A 16995-nucleotide genomic window follows, 5' to 3' on the forward strand; every position below is an offset into this window, starting at 1 on the left:
CATGCGGGAGAACAACAAGATGACCGCACCACTGAGCCTTGCCACCCTTGCCCCCGAACCCGACCCGCGTCCGGTGCTGATTCGCATCGAAGGCCTGAACAAGCACTATGGCGCGTTCCACGTGCTGCGTGACATCGACCTGCAGGTGCGCGAAGGCGAACGCATCGTGCTGTGCGGGCCGTCCGGCTCGGGCAAGTCGACCCTGATCCGTTGCATCAACCGCCTGGAAGTCGCCCAGCAGGGCAGCATCCAGGTGGACGGCATCGACCTGGCAGCCACCACGCGCGAGGCGTCACAGGTACGCAGCGACATCGGTATGGTGTTCCAGCACTTCAACCTGTTCCCACACATGAGCGTGCTCGACAACTGCCTGCTGGCCCCCACCAGCGTGCGCGGGCTGTCACGCAAGGACGCCGAGGAGCGGGCACGCATGTACCTGAGCAAAGTCGGCATCGAAAGCCAGGCGCACAAGTACCCCAGCCAGCTGTCCGGCGGCCAGCAGCAGCGCGTGGCCATCGCCCGGGCACTGTGCATGAAGCCGCGGATCATGCTGTTCGACGAGCCCACTTCGGCGCTGGACCCGGAAATGGTCGCCGAGGTGCTGGATGTGCTGGTGCAGTTGGCTGGCACGGGCATGACCATGCTGTGCGTCACCCATGAAATGGGCTTTGCCCGGCAGGTAGCCGAGCGGGTGCTGTTCCTTGAGGGGGGGCAGATCATCGAGGACAGCCCGCCGCAGGTGTTCTTCAACCAGCCGCGCACCGAGCGGGCCAAGGCGTTCCTGGCGCAGATACTGCATTGATTGAAAGCCTGTGGGGCGGGTTTACCCGCGAAGAAGACACCGCCGTGGATGGCACGGGCTTCGCCCGTGTTCGCGGGCAAGCCCGCTCCCACAGGGATCGCGCCAGCTTTTAGACGTTGAGCAAGACAGTTGCCCCACAAGGTCCGAGGAGACTTCGAGCTACCTATTCATTGCACCGCTGCAATGACCCAACTGCATCGTTAAATATTATTGACCGCCGCCCCTGCCAAACCCACGCCGCCACAGGCCCGCATCGGTTTCAGCCCCCAAAAAACGGTGTATTGCCTGCGTTAAAGCCCTCTTCCGTTGTTTGACATATCGAACGGCTCTGGCAAGCTATCTACAAGCCCCGACCGGAATCGTCGCCTCTGACGAGCCGGCAGTGCTCGGGGCCACAGGCAGCAATCAGGGCCCCGCGCCGTGCGCCTGCACAACAACGACAGGTCGAACCTGTCCCAAGGTGACATATGTCCAACAGCAACATTGGCAACAAGCAACCTTCCCTGCGCAAACCTGTCGTCCTGATGACCATGGGCACCCAAGAGCGCAAAGGCCATGACTACCAGGTCATGACCCACAAATACATTAGCCCGCTGGTCGAGTTCTCCGATTGCGTCCCGGTGTTGGTACCCACCTGCTTCGGTACTGAAGACCTCGAGACCTACCTGGACATGGCCGACGGCGTTTACCTGACTGGCGCTGGCAGCAACATCGACCCAGCCCTGTATGGCCAGGAAAACCAGACTCCAGGCAAAGGCCAGGACCAGAACCGCGACCTGTTCGACATTCCGCTGGTCAAGGCGGCGATCAAGCGTGGCCTGCCCATCTTCGGCATCTGCCGTGGCATGCAGGAAATCAACGTGGCCCTGGGTGGTGACATTTACCAGAAGGTGTATGCCGAACCTGGGTTCAATGACCACCGGGAAAACCCGGAAGACCCGGTCGAAGTGCAGTACGCCCAGGTGCATGGGGTGAAGATCCAGCCGGGCAGCTGGCTGCACGAAACCCTGGGTACCGACGAGATTCGCGTCAACTCGCTGCATGGCCAAGGCCTGAACAAGCTCGGCGCCGGTATTGAAGCGATCGCCCGTGCCGAAGATGGCCTGGTCGAAGCGATTCATGCGCCAAGCATTTCGCCGTTCCTGTTCGCGGTGCAGTGGCACCCTGAGTGGCAAGCGGCGAAGAACCCTGACTCGATAAAGATCTTCCAGGCTTTCGGCGATGCTTGCCGGGCCCAGGTACGCAAGGCGCAAGTCAAGCGCCAGCACGCGGCCTGACCTTCAGTTTCCTCTGGTTTGATCGCGGGGCGGCGCAAGGCCTCCCCCGTTTCCCCGGTCACCCTCTGCTGGTCCCAGAACACTTCCCGTGGAATCGGGCGGCGGGCTTGTGCCTGTCTCCGCGATCCTTTTTCTTCCAAGAGATACGATGACCGTTATGTGGTTGTCGTTATGCCTTCTGCGCCGGTGCGATCGCGCGCCGCCCGCGCGGCGCATCGCGAGCTGCGCTCGCTCCGTTTGTTTCGGGCCAGTTACGCCTGTGACAGGCGCGCGCGACCGCCTTGTTTGTACGACGCGATTTCGCGCCATGCGCCAAGGCGTTCGCGCGCGAACCCCACAGGAATGATTGGCCCGAAACAAACGTAGGAGCGAGCGCAGCTCGCGATGCGCCGCGCGGGCGGCGCTGGATCTCCGCGCCACCGCCATTCTCAAACTGGCCACCTGAGCACCTAAACACCCAAACAAAAAATTCCGAAAGGGGCTAGCCACACTCGAAGTTGTACGATAACTTACCTCCAACGCAAAACAACACCCTTCACCAAGCGCCCCAGGATGCCAACAACAATGAATCCACAAGAACTCAAATCCATCCTCTCCCACGGCCTGCTGTCTTTCCCGGTCACCGACTTCAACGCCCAGGGCGACTTCAACCCGGCTGGCTACATCAAGCGCCTTGAGTGGCTGGCCCCCTACGGCGCCAGCGCGCTGTTCGCCGCCGGCGGTACCGGTGAATTCTTCTCCCTGGCCGCAAGCGAATACAGCCAGGTGATCAAGACCGCGGTTGACACCTGCGCCACTTCGGTACCGATCCTCGCCGGTGTCGGCGGCTCCACCCGTCAGGCCATCGAATACGCGCAAGAAGCCGAGCGCCTGGGTGCCAAGGGCCTGCTGTTGTTGCCGCACTACCTGACCGAAGCCAGCCAGGACGGCGTCGCCGCCCACGTCGAAGCGGTGTGCAAATCGGTAAACATCGGTGTGGTGGTGTACAACCGCAACGTCTGCCGCCTGAACGCCGACCTGCTGGAAAAACTGGCCGAGCGTTGCCCGAACCTGATCGGCTACAAGGACGGCCTGGGTGATATCGAGCTGATGGTGTCGATCCGTCGTCGCCTGGGCGAGCGCTTCAGCTACCTGGGTGGCCTGCCGACCGCCGAAGTGTATGCGGCCGCCTACAAGGCCCTGGGCGTACCGGTGTACTCCTCCGCGGTGTTCAACTTCGTGCCGAAAACCGCCATGGACTTCTACAACGCCATCGCCCGCGACGACCACGCCACCGTGGCCAAGCTGATCGACGATTTCTTCCTGCCGTACCTGGACATCCGCAACCGCAAGGCCGGCTACGCCGTCAGCATCGTCAAGGCTGGCGCCAGAATTGCCGGTTATGACGCAGGCCCGGTGCGTACTCCGCTGACCGACCTCACCGCCGAAGAGTACGAGATGCTCGCCGCGCTGATGGACAAGATGGGCCCGCAGTAAACGCCGCCCGCGGCCTGCCACATGCCGCGCCCGGAGTGGGCCTGCCCCACTCCGGTTACAATTCGTGAGCCCGCACAAAAATAACTAGTGGGAGTATTGCCAGCATGCAAGCGACTAAGAAGACGCATGTGCGCTACCTGATCCTGTTCATGCTGTTTCTGGTGACCACGATCAACTATGCCGATCGCGCTACCATTGCAATCGCAGGCTCCAGCCTGCAGAAAGACCTCGGCATTGACGCCGTAACCCTCGGTTATATCTTTTCCGCCTTCGGATGGGCTTACGTGGCTGGCCAGATTCCTGGTGGCTGGCTGCTCGATCGCTTCGGTTCCAAGAACGTCTACGCCTTCAGCATCTTCACCTGGTCGCTGTTCACCCTGCTGCAGGGTTTTGTCGGTGGCCTTCCGGTTGCCTGGGCCGTGGTCACCCTCTTCACCCTGCGCTTCCTGGTGGGCTTCGCCGAAGCCCCGTCATTCCCGGGTAACGCGCGCATCGTCGCTGCATGGTTCCCGACCCAGGAACGCGGCACGGCGTCGGCCATCTTCAATTCGGCGCAGTATTTCGCCACTGCACTGTTCGCCCCGATCATGGGCTGGATCGTGTTCAGCTTCGGCTGGGAGCACGTGTTCGTGGTCATGGGTGTGCTGGGCATCATCTTCTCGATGGTGTGGCTGAAGACCATCTACAACCCGCGCCAACACCCGCGCATCAGCCCAAGCGAACTCGAGCACATCGAGCAGAACGGCGGCCTGGTCGACATGGACCAGAAGCGCGGCAGCGACGGCCCGAAATGGGGTTACATCAAGCAGTTGCTGACCAGCCGCATGCTGCTGGGCGTCTACCTGGGCCAGTACTGCATCAACGCCATCACCTACTTCTTCCTCACCTGGTTCCCGGTGTACCTGGTGCAGGAACGTGGCATGACCATCCTCAAGGCCGGCTTCATCGCCTCGCTGCCGGCGGTGTGTGGTTTCATCGGTGGCGTACTGGGTGGTGTGATCTCCGACTGGCTGCTGCGCCGCGGCAACTCGCTGACCTTCTCGCGCAAACTGCCGATCGTCTGTGGCCTGCTGCTGTCCACCACCATGGTGTTCTGCAACTACGTCGATGCCGAGTGGATGGTGGTTGGTTTCATGACGCTGGCGTTCTTCGGCAAGGGCATCGGTGCGCTGGGCTGGGCGGTGGTAGCGGACACTTCGCCCAAGCAGATCGCCGGGCTGTCCGGTGGCCTGTTCAACACCTTCGGCAACATCGCTTCGATCACCACCCCTATCGTGATCGGCTACATCATCAGCGCCACCGGCTCGTTCAAGTGGGCGCTTGTGTACGTGGGTGCCAACGCGCTGGTCGCAGTATTCAGCTACCTGGTTATCGTCGGCCCCATCAAGCGCATCGAGCTGCGTGATGCCGCCCCAAAGCCACACGCTGAGCCTGCCACCGACGGCGAACTGGCCAGTTCGCGTCACTGAAAGAACACGCCCGTGCCGGGTCACCCGGCGCGGGCGGATGTACAAAAGCCTGAGAATCTGACAAGTAGGGCCCAAACATGCAGTTGATCGAACATTCCGACTCGCCCCGCTACGTCCGCCTGCACGACGACGATAACGTCGTGGTGGTCGTCAACGACGGCGGCTTGGGCGAAGGCGCCCGCTTTGCCGACGGCCTGACTCTGGTCGAAGGCGTGCCGCAAAGTCACAAGGTGGCCACCGTGGCCATCGCCAAGGGCGAGCCGGTACGCCGCTACGGGCAAATCATCGGCTACGCGCTGGAAGACCTGCGCCAAGGCAGCTGGGTACAGGAAAGCCAGTTGGCCATGCCGGCTGCGCCGGAACTGGACAGCCTGCCGCGCTGCGACGCCGTGCCACAGCCGCTGCCGCCGCTGGAGGGTTTCACCTTCGAGGGCTATCGCAATGCCGACGGCACTGTCGGCACCCGCAATGTCCTCGGCATCACCACCACCGTGCAATGCGTGACCGGCGTGCTGGAACATGCGGTCAAGCGCATTCGCAACGAGCTGCTGCCCAAATACCCCAACGTCGACGACGTGGTGGCCATTACCCACAGCTACGGCTGCGGCGTGGCAATCAATGCCCGCGACGCTTACATCCCGATCCGCACCGTGCGCAACCTGGCGCGCAACCCCAACCTCGGCGGCGAGGCACTGGTGATCAGCCTGGGCTGTGAAAAACTGCAAGCCGGCCAGGTGATGCACGACAACGACCCGTCGGTGGACCTCAGCGACCCATGGCTGTACCGCCTGCAAGATGCCAGCCTTGGCTTTGTCGAAATGATCGAGCAGATCATGGACCTGGCCGAAACCCGCCTGAAGAAGCTGGACCAGCGCCGCCGCGAAACGGTCCCGGCCAGCGAACTGATCCTCGGCATGCAATGCGGTGGCAGCGACGCCTTCTCAGGCATCACCGCCAACCCGGCACTGGGCTATGCCGCGGACTTGCTGGTCCGCGCTGGCGCCACTGTGCTGTTCTCTGAAGTGACCGAGGTGCGCGACGCGATCTATATGCTGACCTCGCGCGCGGAAAACCAGGCCGTTGCCGACGCGTTGGTGCGCGAAATGGACTGGTACGACCGCTACCTGCAGCAAGGCGCCGCCGACCGCAGCGCCAACACCACGCCGGGCAACAAGAAAGGCGGGCTGTCGAACATCGTCGAGAAATCGCTGGGTTCGATCGTCAAGTCTGGCAGCGGCGCTATCCAGGGTGTGCTCGGCCCAGGCGAACGGGTCAATCGCAAAGGCCTGATTTTCTGCGCCACCCCGGCCAGCGACTTTGTCTGCGGCACCTTGCAGCTGGCAGCCGGCATGAACCTGCACGTCTTCACTACCGGCCGCGGCACCCCGTATGGCCTGGCCATGGCACCGGTGGTCAAAGTGTGCACCCGCAGCGAACTGGCCCAGCGCTGGCCCGACCTGATCGACATCGACGCCGGTCGCATCGCCAGTGGTCGCTCGACCATCGAGGAGCTGGGTTGGGAACTGTTCCATTACTACCTGGACGTGGCCAGCGGCCGCAAGCAGACCTGGGCCGAACAACACCGGCTGCACAACGACATCACCCTGTTCAACCCGGCGCCCATTACCTGATGCCGCAGCCCTGACCACGCATTCACACACTCCACCCTCAAGCCCACAGGAGCACCCCATGCCTGAAATCCTCGGCCATAACTTCATCGCCGGTCAGCGCAGTGCCGCTGGCCCTCAGCGCCTGCAGAGCCTGGACGCAAGCACTGGCGAAGCCCTGCCCTACAGCTTTGCCCAGGCCACCGAAGCCGAAGTGGACCAGGCCGCCAAGGCCGCCGCCGCTGCCTTCGCCGAGTTCCGCCAACTGGCCCCGGCACGTCGGGCCGAGTTCCTCGACGCCATTGCCGCTGAACTCGACGAACTGGATGACGCCTTCGTCGCCATCGTCTGCCGCGAGACCGCCCTGCCCGCCGCCCGTATCCAGGGCGAGCGTGGCCGCACCAGCGGGCAGATGCGCCTGTTCGCCCAGGTGCTGCGCCGCGGCGACTTCCTCGGCGCGCGCATTGACCTGGCACTGCCCGAGCGCCAGCCGCTGCCACGCGTAGACCTGCGCCAGATGCGCATCGGCGTGGGCCCGGTCGCGGTGTTCGGTGCCAGCAACTTCCCGCTGGCCTTCTCCACCGCCGGGGGGGATACCGCCGCCGCCCTGGCCGCAGGCTGCCCCGTGGTATTCAAGGCGCACAGCGGCCACATGGCCACGGCCGACCTGGTCGGTTGCGCCATCGTGCGCGCCGCTGAGCGTACCGGCATGCCCAAGGGCGTGTTCAACATGGTGTTTGGTGGCGGCGTGGGCGAGTGGCTGGTCAAGCACCCAGCGATCCAGGCGGTTGGCTTCACCGGCTCGTTGAAAGGCGGCGACGCCCTTTGCCGCATGGCCGCTGAGCGCCCGCAACCAATCCCGGTATTTGCCGAGATGTCCAGCATCAACCCGGTCATCATCCTGCCGGGTGCCCTGGCCAAGCGTGGCGAGGCCATTGCCCGCGAGTTGTCGGGGTCTGTGTGCATGGGTGCCGGGCAGTTCTGCACCAACCCTGGACTGGTGATTGGCTTGCAGTCGCCACAGTACAGCCAGTTGCTCGCCGACCTTGGCCAGTACCTGGACCAGCAAGCCGGGCAAACCATGCTCAACGCTGGCGGCCTGCGCAGCTACGTCGGCGGCCTTGAACACCTGCATGCCCATGCCGGTATCGAGCATGTGGCCGGCCAGGCGCAGGAAGGCAACCAGGCGCGCGCTCAGCTGTTCAAGGCCGATGCACGCCTGCTGGTCGAGTCCGACCCGCTGTTGCAGGAGGAAGTGTTTGGTCCCACCACCGTGGCCGTAGAGGTGCAGGACAACGACCAACTGCGCGAAGCGCTGCTAGGCCTGCGTGGCCAGCTGACCGCGACGCTGATCGGCGAGGCGGAAGACTTCGATGCGTTCGCCTGGCTGGTGCCGCTGCTGGAGGAGAAAGTCGGTCGAATCCTGGTCAATGGTTACCCGACCGGTGTCGAAGTCTGTGATGCGATGGTGCACGGAGGCCCGTACCCGGCTACCTCCGATGCGCGTGGCACCTCGGTCGGCACGTTGGCCATCGACCGCTTCCTGCGCCCGGTGTGCTATCAGAACTATCCGCAGACGCTGCTGCCTGAGGCACTGCGCGACGGCAACCCGCTGGGGCTGCGGCGGTTGGTGAACGGGCAGTGGAGTGACGGGGCGATCTGACTGGCTGCCAGAAACAGGAAAGCCCTGCGCACGGCGGGGCTTTTCTTTCTGACTGTACCGGCCTCTTCGCGGGCAAGCCCGCTCCTACAGGGCTATCTTGCCCGCGAAGAGGCCAGTACAGGCAGCAAAGGCTTCAGGTCCCTTGCGCTTCAGCCGCCTCATGCGCCTGGCGCAAGCGCTCGCGGCTGTTGCTAAGGTGCATGCGCATGGCCATCTTCGCCCCTTCGCTGTCACGCCGGGCAATCGCCTCATAGATCGCCTCGTGCTCATGCATCAGGCGACTCATGTAATGCGCCTGATCATCATGGGCCAGGCGCGCCGAATTCAGCCGGGTGCGCGGAATGATGCTGGTACCCAGGTGGTTGATGATATCGGCGAAGTAGTGGTTGCCGCTGGCCTGGGCAATGCGCAGGTGGAACTGGAAGTCCGCCGACACCGCATCAGTGGCGTGGGCCGCCCCCTCGTTGAGTTCGTCCAGCGCCGCCCGCATACCGGCCAGCGCTTCGTCGCTTCGCCGCTGGGCCGCCAACCCGGCCGACTCAATCTCCAGGGCAATGCGCAACTCCAGCACCGCCAGCACCTCGCGCAGGGTGACCACGGTGGCCGGGTCGATACGGAAACCGCCCGTAGCCGGCGCATCCAGCACGAAGGTGCCGATGCCGTGGCGGGTCTCTACCTGCCCGGCGGCCTGCAACCGCGAAATCGCCTCACGCACCACCGTGCGGCTGACGCCCTCTTCGGCCATGATCTGCGATTCGGTCGGCAGCTTGTCGCCGCGCTTGAGCTGGCCGCTGCGAATGCGTTCGGTCAGCACCGTGACCAGTTCCTGGGCCAGACTGCGCGGCTTGCGCCGGGTCCTTGCCTGTACCTGTTGCTCTGTCATTGCCCTGTATTTCACCTAGAAAGACAGCGCTCATCATAGCGCAAGCGGTTGTACGATCACATACACCCGGTGCGGTATTTATTGTCCATCTTTGCCGAGCATGCCCCATGAAAAAGCGCGCAGAATGATTGGCCCATGGTCTGCGCGAGCCTGTACTGTACGCCTTCACGCTCACTGATCCATGGAAGGAATCTGCAGTATGAAAACCCTCGACCGCCTTTTGCTCGGCAGTGGCCTGCTGATCCCCCTCTGGCTGCTGGCGGGCGTTTGGCTCACCGCCCAGGCCTACCCCGGCTACGACCACCTTCAACAGGCCATGAGCCAGCTTGGCGCGGCCGGTTCGCCAACCCACAGCTGGTCACCACGGGTCAACAACTTCCCCCTAGCCCTGCTGTTTGCCCTGTTTGCCTGGGGCCTGGTGCGGCGCTGGCGTAGCTCGACGCTGGCGCTGCTGAGTGCGGGCCTGGTGTTGCTGCATGGCATGGGCAGTTTGGGCACCGGCTGGTTCCCCTGCGACCAGGGCTGCGCACCGGCACAGCCATCTACCTCGCAGCAACTGCATAACCTGTTTGGTTTGCTGATGTTCCTCTCGCTGACTTTCGCCAGCGCCCTATGGGCATGGCTGGGCAACCGTATTGCCGGCTCCCCCGCCCTGGCGCTGTTCTCGCTGGCTTGCGTGGTGCTGGCGATTACCACCGTCGCGTTGATGGGCCAGGCGGCGCAGAGTGGCCAGTTGTTCGGCCTGTATCAACGTCTCAACTATGGCGTGTCGGTAGTCTGGGTTGCCAGTCTGGCCTGGACGAGCCTGCGCAAGCCCGCAGCCAATCCTCTGCGCGTAACCTGACGGCAAATTGCTGGCCCACAGCACCGGAAAGCGAAGGCAAACTCCGTTTTCTTTCAGACGCTTAGGACCGCAATATGCGAGTAATTCTAGCAACGATGGCCGGCTGCGTGCTGGCCACCCTCGCTTTCGGCGCCCAGGCCAGGGCACTGAGCCAGAACGATCGTCACACCTGCGGCTGGGGTGCACAGATAGCCGCCGAAGCCCAGCAGGCCAAGCTTTCCGGGGTAACGCTGTACGCCACACGCAAGAAGCTTCAGGTGCGTAAGTTTCCCAAGCCGTGGATGCGCATGACAGCCTTCGGCATTACCGAACAAACCTACAACAGCCGCTCGCGACTCAAGCCGGCAGCGATAAAGCGGACTTACTTTGAGCAGTGTGTTCAGCATGCGACTGCAAGAAGATAATGGTTTTTTATCAGTGAATTACAGAACAAACATAAACCCATTTAGTAGAATTCATGTGCTGTGAAGTGGCCTCTATCGCCAGCAGCTTGTAAGCGCGTGCAAGACTCAAGCATTTGTTAAGCTGATACAAGTCGCCAGAATTGACCAAGGCCATTCACCCTATGGATGAACTGCGCAAGATCGACCTCAACCTGCTGCTCGCGTTGCACGCCCTGCTCAGCGAAAAGCACGTGACCCGCGCAGCCTTGCGCCTGCACCGCAGCCAACCGGCGGTGAGCCACGCCTTGGCGCAGTTGCGCAAACACTTCGACGACCCTTTGCTGGTACGCCAAGGCGGCGGCATGGTCCTCACTGCCCGCGCCCTGTCGCTGGCACAGCCACTACAGGATGCACTGAGCAATCTCGACAGCCTGCTGGCCACCCCGCTGTTCGACCCAGCCCGGGCCCAGCGCCGATTCCGGCTGTCGCTATCCGATTACGCTTCGCGCATCATCCTGCCGCATCTGCTACGCCACCTGCGCCAAGTCGCGCCCGGGGTGGACCTGGCCATCAGCCAGGCCAGCCGTGAAACCATGTTGGCGCAGTTGCTCGATGGCGAACTGGATCTGGCCCTGGGCCTGTTCCCCGAACTGCCTCAGGACATCACCGTCCAGCCCCTGTTTGCGGATCGCTTCATCAGCGTTGCCGATCGCCAGGTGCTGCCTGCCAGCGGCGGCATGGCCCTGGAAGACTGGCTGGCACGCCCACATGTATTGATGGCCATGCGCCCGGATGCTTTCGATGAAATCGAGCGCGCACTGGCCGCCCGGGGCCTGCAACGCCGTATCGCCCTGGCCTTGCCGCACTGGAGTGCGGCAGTCGAAGTGCTGGCCGGCACCGACCTGATCCTGACGGTGGCCAGCCGCGCTGTGGGGTCGTTGCGCCAGCACAGGACACTGCGCCAGTTCACGCCACCACTGGCCATCCCCTCGTTCGATTATCAGCAAGCCTGGCACAACCGCAAGGACACTGACCCCGGGCACCGCTGGCTGCGCGAAACCGTATGGGCGTGCAGCCAACCAGGGCGCTGATCAGTTTTCCTGCCCTTTCACAGCTGCCGTGGAATGGACCGGTGATGCCGTCGCCCAAGTGCCCTGTACCAGCATTACTCCGCACAGGATCAGCACCACGCCGGCCACCCTGGCCAGACTGAGCGGCTTGCCACCCAACCCCATCACCCCATAGTGGTCGGCAAGCACTGCCGTGATGATCTGCCCAGCCACCACCAGTACCAGGAACCCTGCTGCGCCAAGTTTAGGGGTGAGTGCTGCGGCGCCGGCTACATACATTGCCCCCAGCACGCCACCAACCCACAACCACCAGGGCCCCTGCAGGGCCTTTCCCATGTCTGGCACCGGCACCCGAATAATCAGCAGGGCAGCAATCACCACCAGCATGCTTACCGTCAACGATGTGAAAGCCCCCCACAGCCAATGCCCAAGTGCCCGGCCTGCCGCAGCATTACCTGCGGCCTGAAACGGCAACACAGCACCGGCAAGCAACGCCATGGCCACAGGAAGCGCCAGCAGAAGCATTGATTTACTGAACATGGCATTCCTCATCCAAGGTATCGATGGCCACCATGATGGTGCATTACCCAGTACTGATAGAAATCAAAATCCTGCACTTGAACTATTCGTACCATGCATAGTGAAACATCCCTTCCGTCCGGCGTGCGCATGTTGTCTTAACCCTGAAACATCTGTGCTGTTGACTTACTAAGGCACCAAGATAAACTGCGCCTTATGAATATTCTTGAGAACAAGCATCACATCATGCTCGATGCACTGGCCGAGGCCCCCGCTGACGCCAGGCAGAACGTGCGCCTGTGTTTCGAACTGCTGTCCGCTGCAGCGGCCATCAACCGGGTATGCGCCGCACGGTTGGCCCGCCATAACCTGTCGGAAGGGCGGTTCGCAATCCTCCTGACCTTGCAAGGTGCAGGCGGCCGCCTGGCACCGCTGGAGCTGGCGACGCGCCTGGCAATCACCTCGGGCACCGTAACCGGCCTGCTCGACGGCCTGCAGGGTGACGGTTTTATCAAGCGCCGCAAGGACGCCCATGACCGTCGCAAGCTGAGCATCAGCCTTACCTCGGCAGGCATAGCGGTACTCGACGCCGTATTCGCAGAACACACTGACTGGATCGGCACGATCATGCAGTCACTGGACAACACGCAACGCGACGCCCTGTCCATCACGCTACAGGCACTCTCGGCCAGTCCTGCCCTGGCACTGCCACCGGACAAGCACTGAACCCAAGACACACCCGCAAGACCACATGGAGGTGGATAATGTTGCAAAATCAGAGCGTATTGGCCCGGCTTGGCAGGAAGCCCCGGGTACATAGCGAACACGACCGGTTAAGTCGTCGCCAACCTTGGCTCGAGGCCTGCCTGCCAGCGGCCCTTTACCGGCGCCTGTTCATCCGCCGCCTTGCCAGACAGCCACTGGCCATCGAGGGTTTCAGCTTTCGCCCGGTGCAGAACCTGTTCGAACTCGAGCAGGCCCTGCGTCTGGTCAACGAGAGCTATGCACGCCGCGGCATCGCCACCGTGTGCCGTGCGGGCATGCGGTTTTCGCCGTTTCACCTGCTACCGGGCACTACCACCTTCGTGGCTCTGAAAGACGGGCGAGTGGTTGGCACCGTGTCGCTGATCGAAGACTCGGCACTGGGCCTTCCACTGGAGGATGTGCACATCAACGAGGCTGTGCTGCAGCGCCTGGGCGGTGTGCGCGTGGCCGAAGTCGGGACCTTGGCGGTATGTAGCCGCTACAAGGGCAAGGGCGTGCCACTGATGCTGTACAACGCCATGTTTCGATGGGCCATTGACCATCGTAAGGTGAGCACCTTGGTGATCGCCGTGCACCCGCGCGCCGCCAGCTTCTACCGCAATGTACTGTTCTTCTCGCCCATCGGCCCGGTACAGGCCTATACCAAACTCAACAATGCCCTGTCGCTGCCGCTGGCCGTGAATCTAGCCCGGGCGCGGGATGTGTTCGCCAAGGCCTACAGTGCGCCAGGCCTGAAGTTTACGGTCGACCAGACGTGTACCGACCTGTTCGACTTTTTTTGCTCGCGCCATTACCCACATATCCAGCTGCCCGCCGCACAGGCTCGCTGGAGTGCCGACGACGTCCTCACCCACATGGCGCGTTGTGGCACCTCGCCGCACCACCTTTCGCCGCGGGTGCGACGGGCTCTGCAACTGGACTGAGCAGCCCGCCCCGCGTTCCAAACCCACACGACTTTCATGGAGGACAAGTTCATGGACACAGGATTGCTGCGCGCGATCTACAGGGAAATCACCCTCAGGCAACCGTTTGTACGTACACCTGAGCCCGACCTGGTGATGGTCGACGAAACTTGCGTCAGTGCCTACGCCGACAGTGCCGGCCAGGGCCAGGCGCTGTCCGGCACCTACTTGTACCACTGCGCACAGATGTGCGCCCTGATCAAACCCGGTGATGTCGTACTGGATATCGGTTGTGGCCCTGCCAGCCTATTGCTGCAGTTGGCCCGGCTGAACCCGCGGGCCGAGTTCATCGGTGCCGACCTGTCCACCAGCATGCTCGAGGTGGGCCGTGAATCGATCCGCCAGCAGGGCATCGACAACGTCGAACTGCGCGAAGAAGACATGACGCGCCTGGCCGGTATCGCCGACCGCAGCGTCGATGTAGTGATTTCGTCCATGGCCCTGCATCACCTGGCAGACCTCTCTCAGCTGGAAGCGACGTTCCGCAACATCGCGCGCGTGCTGCGCAATGATCGGGCCATCTACCTGAATGATTTCGGCAGGCTCAAGTCGGTGGAATCGGTGGACTACTTCGTCAGCCGCGCTAGCGACGGTGCCGATCAGGCTACCCTGCTCGACTACCGCAACTCGCTGCTGGCGGCGTTCTCGCGGGAAGAGTTCCAGACCCTTGCCGCCAGCTATCTGGGCCCATGTGCCAAGGTCTACAGCACCGCCGTCAGCCCATTGATGATGGTTGTCCGCACTCCCAAGCGGCGCTGCGTGGCGGCAATGAAGGACGAGTTCCGCCGCCGCTACCGCAGCTTGCCGCGTAGCCGCCAGGCTGATGTCGATCAGTTGCGCCTGTTCCTCGGCATGGGGGGGATGGCGAGTGCGTTCTGAGCCGCAGCGCCTGCAAGCCGCCCTGGCGGCGTGGCGCACGTTGCTGGGCGACGTCCACGTGCAGACGGATGCCGCGACGCTCGCCAGGTTGCGCCAGGACACAATGCGCTCGCCCGCCCATGCCTGCGCCCGTCTCAGGCCCGCCAACAGCGAAGAGGTGGCGGCCTGCCTGGCCATTGCCCGCCAGCACAACGTTGCGCTGCAACCTGCCAGCACCGGCAACAACTGGGGCTACGGTGGCATGGCGACTACGAATAGCCACTGCGTCCAACTCGACCTGTCGCGCATGGACAAGATCCTCGCCTTTGACGAAGCGCTGGCTGTGGTCACCCTCGAGCCTGGCGTGACCCAGGCGGCACTGGCCGACTACCTGGCCAGCCGCGACCTGCCCTTCCTCACCCCGGTCACCGGCGCCGGGCCCACATGCAGTGTGCTGGCCAATGCGCTGGAGCGAGGGTTCGGCATCACGCCGGTAACAGACCACTGGCAGGCCGTGATGGGCCTTGAGGCCATCCTGCCCGATGGTCAGCGCTACCGCTCGCCCATGTGGGCGCCTGGCACCACCCCGTGTTTCAAGTGGGGAGTCGGGCCTTACCTTGATGGCCTGTTCGGCCAGAGCGGCCTAGGCGTGGTGACGCAAATGTCGATTGCCTTGGTCCGACGCCCGCAAGTCGTGCAACCGTTCTATTTCTGGGTCGACTCCGCGGCACAGTTACCTGCAGCACTGGACGGGGTGAAACGCATTCTTGACCGTTGCGGCAGCCAGGTGGGCGGCATCAACCTGATGAACAGCACACGCCTGCTGAGCATGGCTTATGACGCGCGTCCCCTGACCCAGCTAAACCAGGCTGAGCGCGACACCGCTGCGAGGTCGCTGGCCCTGCCTGCCTGGATGGGGGTGGGCTCGATTTACTGCGAACAGGCGCAACTGGCCTCGCTGAAGGGCATTATCCGTACCGAACTGCGTCGTTTCAGCAGCCGCTATCTGTTCCGCAGCCAGCGCCAGCTGGCATGGGCAAGCCAAGCCCTGCGTCTGCTGCCAGGTGCCTGGTCCAGGCGCTGGCGGGTCATGCTGGACAAACTGCACTTGGGTATGGAACTGATGGAAGGCCGGCCCAATCAGGTGGCGCTGCCGCTGGCCTATGTCGCCGGAGCACGGCCGCAGGCAGGCGCCCTGCTCGACCCGGCACGGGACAACTGCGGCCTGATCTGGTACGCACCGATCCTGCCTTTGCGTAGTCAGCAGGTGGCAACATTCGTCAGGCACATGGAGCATGTGTGCCAGACCCACCGCCTCCCCTGCCCGGTCACCCTCACCACGTTGTCTGGCCGGGCAATCGACTGCACCTTGCCACTGCTCTTCGATCGCAACGATGAAAAGGCCACAGCCCGCGCAGAGGACTGTTACCGGCACTTGTTCAACAGCGGCAAACAGCAAGGTGTACTGCCCTATCGCCTGCCTCTGGCCTTCATGCACCTGCTGACCGATACGCAGGCGCCTGCCTGGCAGCTTGGGCAGCGCCTCAAACACGCCCTGGACCCGCAGCACCTGCTCGCACCAGGGCGTTACTGCCCACCAGCCCCGGCCACCGGATGCCATTCCTCCGCCATGGAACCCCTGCAATGAGCGACGACCGAAAATCCCTGATCGACCTTGGCCAACTGCCAACCCGCAACCTGGCCGAATGCCTGGCGGTGGATCAAGCCGCCCTGGTCAACGCCTTGACAGGCCAACTGCCCTCAACGTTGGTAGAGCACCTCGCTGCCAGTGCGGACCAGGCTCAGGCACTGGGCCTGTCAAAAAAAGTGGCGGCCATTGGCCTGGCGTTGGGCAAGTGGCTGGAGCAGGCCCCCGAGTCTTTGCGCCAGCAGGTGTTCGAGCAATGCTGCACGCACCCATCCGATACCGTGCGCAGTTGGGCGGCGTTTGCCCAGGCGTTCCTGTCACGCTCGCTGCCAGCGGAAGATGCCCTGCTGGCGCAGTTTCGCTTTGCCCGCGATGAGCACTTCGGTGTGCGTGAATGGGCCTGGATCGCCCTGCGACCGCGCCTGGCCCAGCACCTTGAAGCGGCCCTGGCGCTACTCGGCCGCCATACCGGCGATGCAGACCCACTGGTCCGTCGGTTCTGCATCGAGATCCTGCGCCCGCGCGGCGTTTGGTGCGAGCACATTGCCGCGCTCAAGCAACAACCAGAAGTGGCCGAGCCGTTACTGGTACCGCTACTGGCCGAAGCCGAGAAATACGCCCAGGACTCGGTCGCCAATTGGCTCAACGATGCCAGCAAGACCCGCCCCGACTGGGTACTTCAGCTGTTTCAGCGCCATCCCCCGGCCTGCAAGGCCTCGCAGCGCATCCAGACCCGGGCCACCCGAAGCCTGCCCCAGTGAACCACCAC

16 protein-coding genes are annotated in these 16995 nt (G+C 63.2%); 14 read left to right on the forward strand and 2 right to left on the reverse strand.

Going from position 1 to position 16995, the window contains the following annotated elements:
• Positions 1–19 precede the first annotated feature (19 nt).
• From GST84_15660 to GST84_15685, 6 genes are all read left to right on the forward strand, one after another.
• Positions 20–802 (forward strand): ATP-binding cassette domain-containing protein, encoded by a 783-nt coding sequence (locus tag GST84_15660; GenBank protein ID XGB13689.1) that lies wholly within the window; start codon positions 20–22, stop codon positions 800–802.
• 467 nt (positions 803–1269) lie between these two features.
• Positions 1270–2079: a gamma-glutamyl-gamma-aminobutyrate hydrolase family protein gene (locus GST84_15665; GenBank protein XGB13690.1), complete on the forward strand. Its 810-nt coding sequence runs from the start codon at positions 1270–1272 to the stop codon at positions 2077–2079.
• Positions 2080–2643: 564 nt separating this feature from the next.
• Complete coding sequence (gene kdgD, locus GST84_15670) at positions 2644–3555, forward strand: 5-dehydro-4-deoxyglucarate dehydratase (protein XGB13691.1); 912 nt, start codon at positions 2644–2646, stop codon at positions 3553–3555.
• A 104-nt stretch (positions 3556–3659) separates the two neighbouring features.
• On the forward strand, positions 3660–5024 hold the full coding sequence (locus tag GST84_15675) for an MFS transporter (protein ID XGB13692.1): 1365 nt from the start codon (positions 3660–3662) through the stop codon (positions 5022–5024).
• A gap of 77 nt (positions 5025–5101) precedes the next feature.
• Positions 5102–6655: a galactarate dehydratase gene (garD, locus tag GST84_15680; protein ID XGB13693.1), complete on the forward strand. Its 1554-nt coding sequence runs from the start codon at positions 5102–5104 to the stop codon at positions 6653–6655.
• Between the two features lie 58 nt (positions 6656–6713).
• Positions 6714–8294 carry an aldehyde dehydrogenase family protein gene (locus GST84_15685; GenBank protein XGB13694.1) on the forward strand — a complete coding sequence of 527 codons (1581 nt, stop codon included), beginning with the start codon at positions 6714–6716 and terminating at the stop codon, positions 8292–8294.
• Between the two features lie 133 nt (positions 8295–8427).
• On the opposite strand, the gene GST84_15690 is transcribed toward GST84_15685, so the two are convergent.
• Positions 8428–9177, reverse strand: coding sequence for an FCD domain-containing protein (locus GST84_15690; protein ID XGB13695.1), 750 nt, complete (start codon positions 9175–9177; stop codon positions 8428–8430).
• 199 nt (positions 9178–9376) lie between these two features.
• On the opposite strand from GST84_15690, the gene GST84_15695 reads away from it, so the two are divergent.
• From GST84_15695 to GST84_15705, 3 genes are all read left to right on the forward strand, one after another.
• Positions 9377–10021, forward strand: coding sequence for a DUF998 domain-containing protein (locus GST84_15695; protein ID XGB13696.1), 645 nt, complete (start codon positions 9377–9379; stop codon positions 10019–10021).
• A gap of 74 nt (positions 10022–10095) precedes the next feature.
• On the forward strand, positions 10096–10425 hold the full coding sequence (locus GST84_15700) for a hypothetical protein (protein ID XGB13697.1): 330 nt from the start codon (positions 10096–10098) through the stop codon (positions 10423–10425).
• 161 nt (positions 10426–10586) lie between these two features.
• On the forward strand, positions 10587–11495 hold the full coding sequence (locus GST84_15705) for a LysR family transcriptional regulator (GenBank protein ID XGB13698.1): 909 nt from the start codon (positions 10587–10589) through the stop codon (positions 11493–11495).
• Here the strand turns inward: GST84_15705 and GST84_15710 are convergent, their stop codons facing one another.
• The gene (locus GST84_15710; GenBank protein ID XGB13699.1) at positions 11496–12014 is read right to left on the reverse strand and encodes an EamA-like transporter family protein; all 519 of its coding nucleotides are present in this window, start codon (positions 12012–12014) and stop codon (positions 11496–11498) included. It abuts the gene before it with no gap.
• 195 nt (positions 12015–12209) lie between these two features.
• Between GST84_15710 and GST84_15715 the strand changes: the two genes are divergently transcribed.
• Genes GST84_15715 through GST84_15735 form a run of 5 tightly spaced genes read left to right on the forward strand, consistent with a single transcriptional unit; the run spans position 12210 to position 16987 of the window.
• A complete protein-coding gene (locus tag GST84_15715; protein ID XGB13700.1) occupies positions 12210–12719 on the forward strand; it encodes a MarR family transcriptional regulator in 510 nt (169 codons plus the stop codon).
• Positions 12720–12757: 38 nt separating this feature from the next.
• Positions 12758–13681, forward strand: coding sequence for a GNAT family N-acetyltransferase (locus GST84_15720; GenBank protein ID XGB13701.1), 924 nt, complete (start codon positions 12758–12760; stop codon positions 13679–13681).
• Positions 13682–13732: 51 nt separating this feature from the next.
• Positions 13733–14599 (forward strand): methyltransferase domain-containing protein, encoded by an 867-nt coding sequence (locus GST84_15725; protein XGB13702.1) that lies wholly within the window; start codon positions 13733–13735, stop codon positions 14597–14599.
• Positions 14589–16226, forward strand: a complete 1638-nt coding sequence (locus GST84_15730) for an FAD-binding protein (protein XGB13703.1) — start codon at positions 14589–14591, stop codon at positions 16224–16226. The genes GST84_15725 and GST84_15730 overlap by 11 nt, the downstream gene beginning before the upstream one ends.
• The gene (locus GST84_15735; GenBank protein ID XGB13704.1) at positions 16223–16987 is read left to right on the forward strand and encodes a hypothetical protein; all 765 of its coding nucleotides are present in this window, start codon (positions 16223–16225) and stop codon (positions 16985–16987) included. The genes GST84_15730 and GST84_15735 overlap by 4 nt, the downstream gene beginning before the upstream one ends.
• Positions 16988–16995 lie beyond the last annotated feature (8 nt).

This window comes from Pseudomonas putida (assembly GCA_041879295.1).
Classification (GTDB): Bacteria; Pseudomonadota; Gammaproteobacteria; order Pseudomonadales; family Pseudomonadaceae; genus Aquipseudomonas; species Aquipseudomonas putida_Y.

What these genes read in the sequence shown, in the direction of transcription:
- kdgD (XGB13691.1), top strand. Translation starts at nt 2,644, where the DNA reads ATGAATCCACAAGAACTCAAATCCATCCTCTCCCACGGCCTGCTGTCT.
- GST84_15725 (XGB13702.1), top strand. Translation starts at nt 13,733, where the DNA reads ATGGACACAGGATTGCTGCGCGCGATCTACAGGGAAATCACCCTCAGG.
- GST84_15695 (XGB13696.1), top strand. Translation starts at nt 9,377, where the DNA reads ATGAAAACCCTCGACCGCCTTTTGCTCGGCAGTGGCCTGCTGATCCCC.
- GST84_15690 (XGB13695.1), bottom strand. Translation starts at nt 9,177, where the DNA reads ATGACAGAGCAACAGGTACAGGCAAGGACCCGGCGCAAGCCGCGCAGT.
- GST84_15660 (XGB13689.1), top strand. Translation starts at nt 20, where the DNA reads ATGACCGCACCACTGAGCCTTGCCACCCTTGCCCCCGAACCCGACCCG.
- garD (XGB13693.1), top strand. Translation starts at nt 5,102, where the DNA reads ATGCAGTTGATCGAACATTCCGACTCGCCCCGCTACGTCCGCCTGCAC.
- GST84_15720 (XGB13701.1), top strand. Translation starts at nt 12,758, where the DNA reads ATGTTGCAAAATCAGAGCGTATTGGCCCGGCTTGGCAGGAAGCCCCGG.
- GST84_15710 (XGB13699.1), bottom strand. Translation starts at nt 12,014, where the DNA reads ATGTTCAGTAAATCAATGCTTCTGCTGGCGCTTCCTGTGGCCATGGCG.
- GST84_15700 (XGB13697.1), top strand. Translation starts at nt 10,096, where the DNA reads ATGCGAGTAATTCTAGCAACGATGGCCGGCTGCGTGCTGGCCACCCTC.
- GST84_15735 (XGB13704.1), top strand. Translation starts at nt 16,223, where the DNA reads ATGAGCGACGACCGAAAATCCCTGATCGACCTTGGCCAACTGCCAACC.
- GST84_15715 (XGB13700.1), top strand. Translation starts at nt 12,210, where the DNA reads ATGAATATTCTTGAGAACAAGCATCACATCATGCTCGATGCACTGGCC.
- GST84_15675 (XGB13692.1), top strand. Translation starts at nt 3,660, where the DNA reads ATGCAAGCGACTAAGAAGACGCATGTGCGCTACCTGATCCTGTTCATG.
- GST84_15665 (XGB13690.1), top strand. Translation starts at nt 1,270, where the DNA reads ATGTCCAACAGCAACATTGGCAACAAGCAACCTTCCCTGCGCAAACCT.
- GST84_15705 (XGB13698.1), top strand. Translation starts at nt 10,587, where the DNA reads ATGGATGAACTGCGCAAGATCGACCTCAACCTGCTGCTCGCGTTGCAC.
- GST84_15685 (XGB13694.1), top strand. Translation starts at nt 6,714, where the DNA reads ATGCCTGAAATCCTCGGCCATAACTTCATCGCCGGTCAGCGCAGTGCC.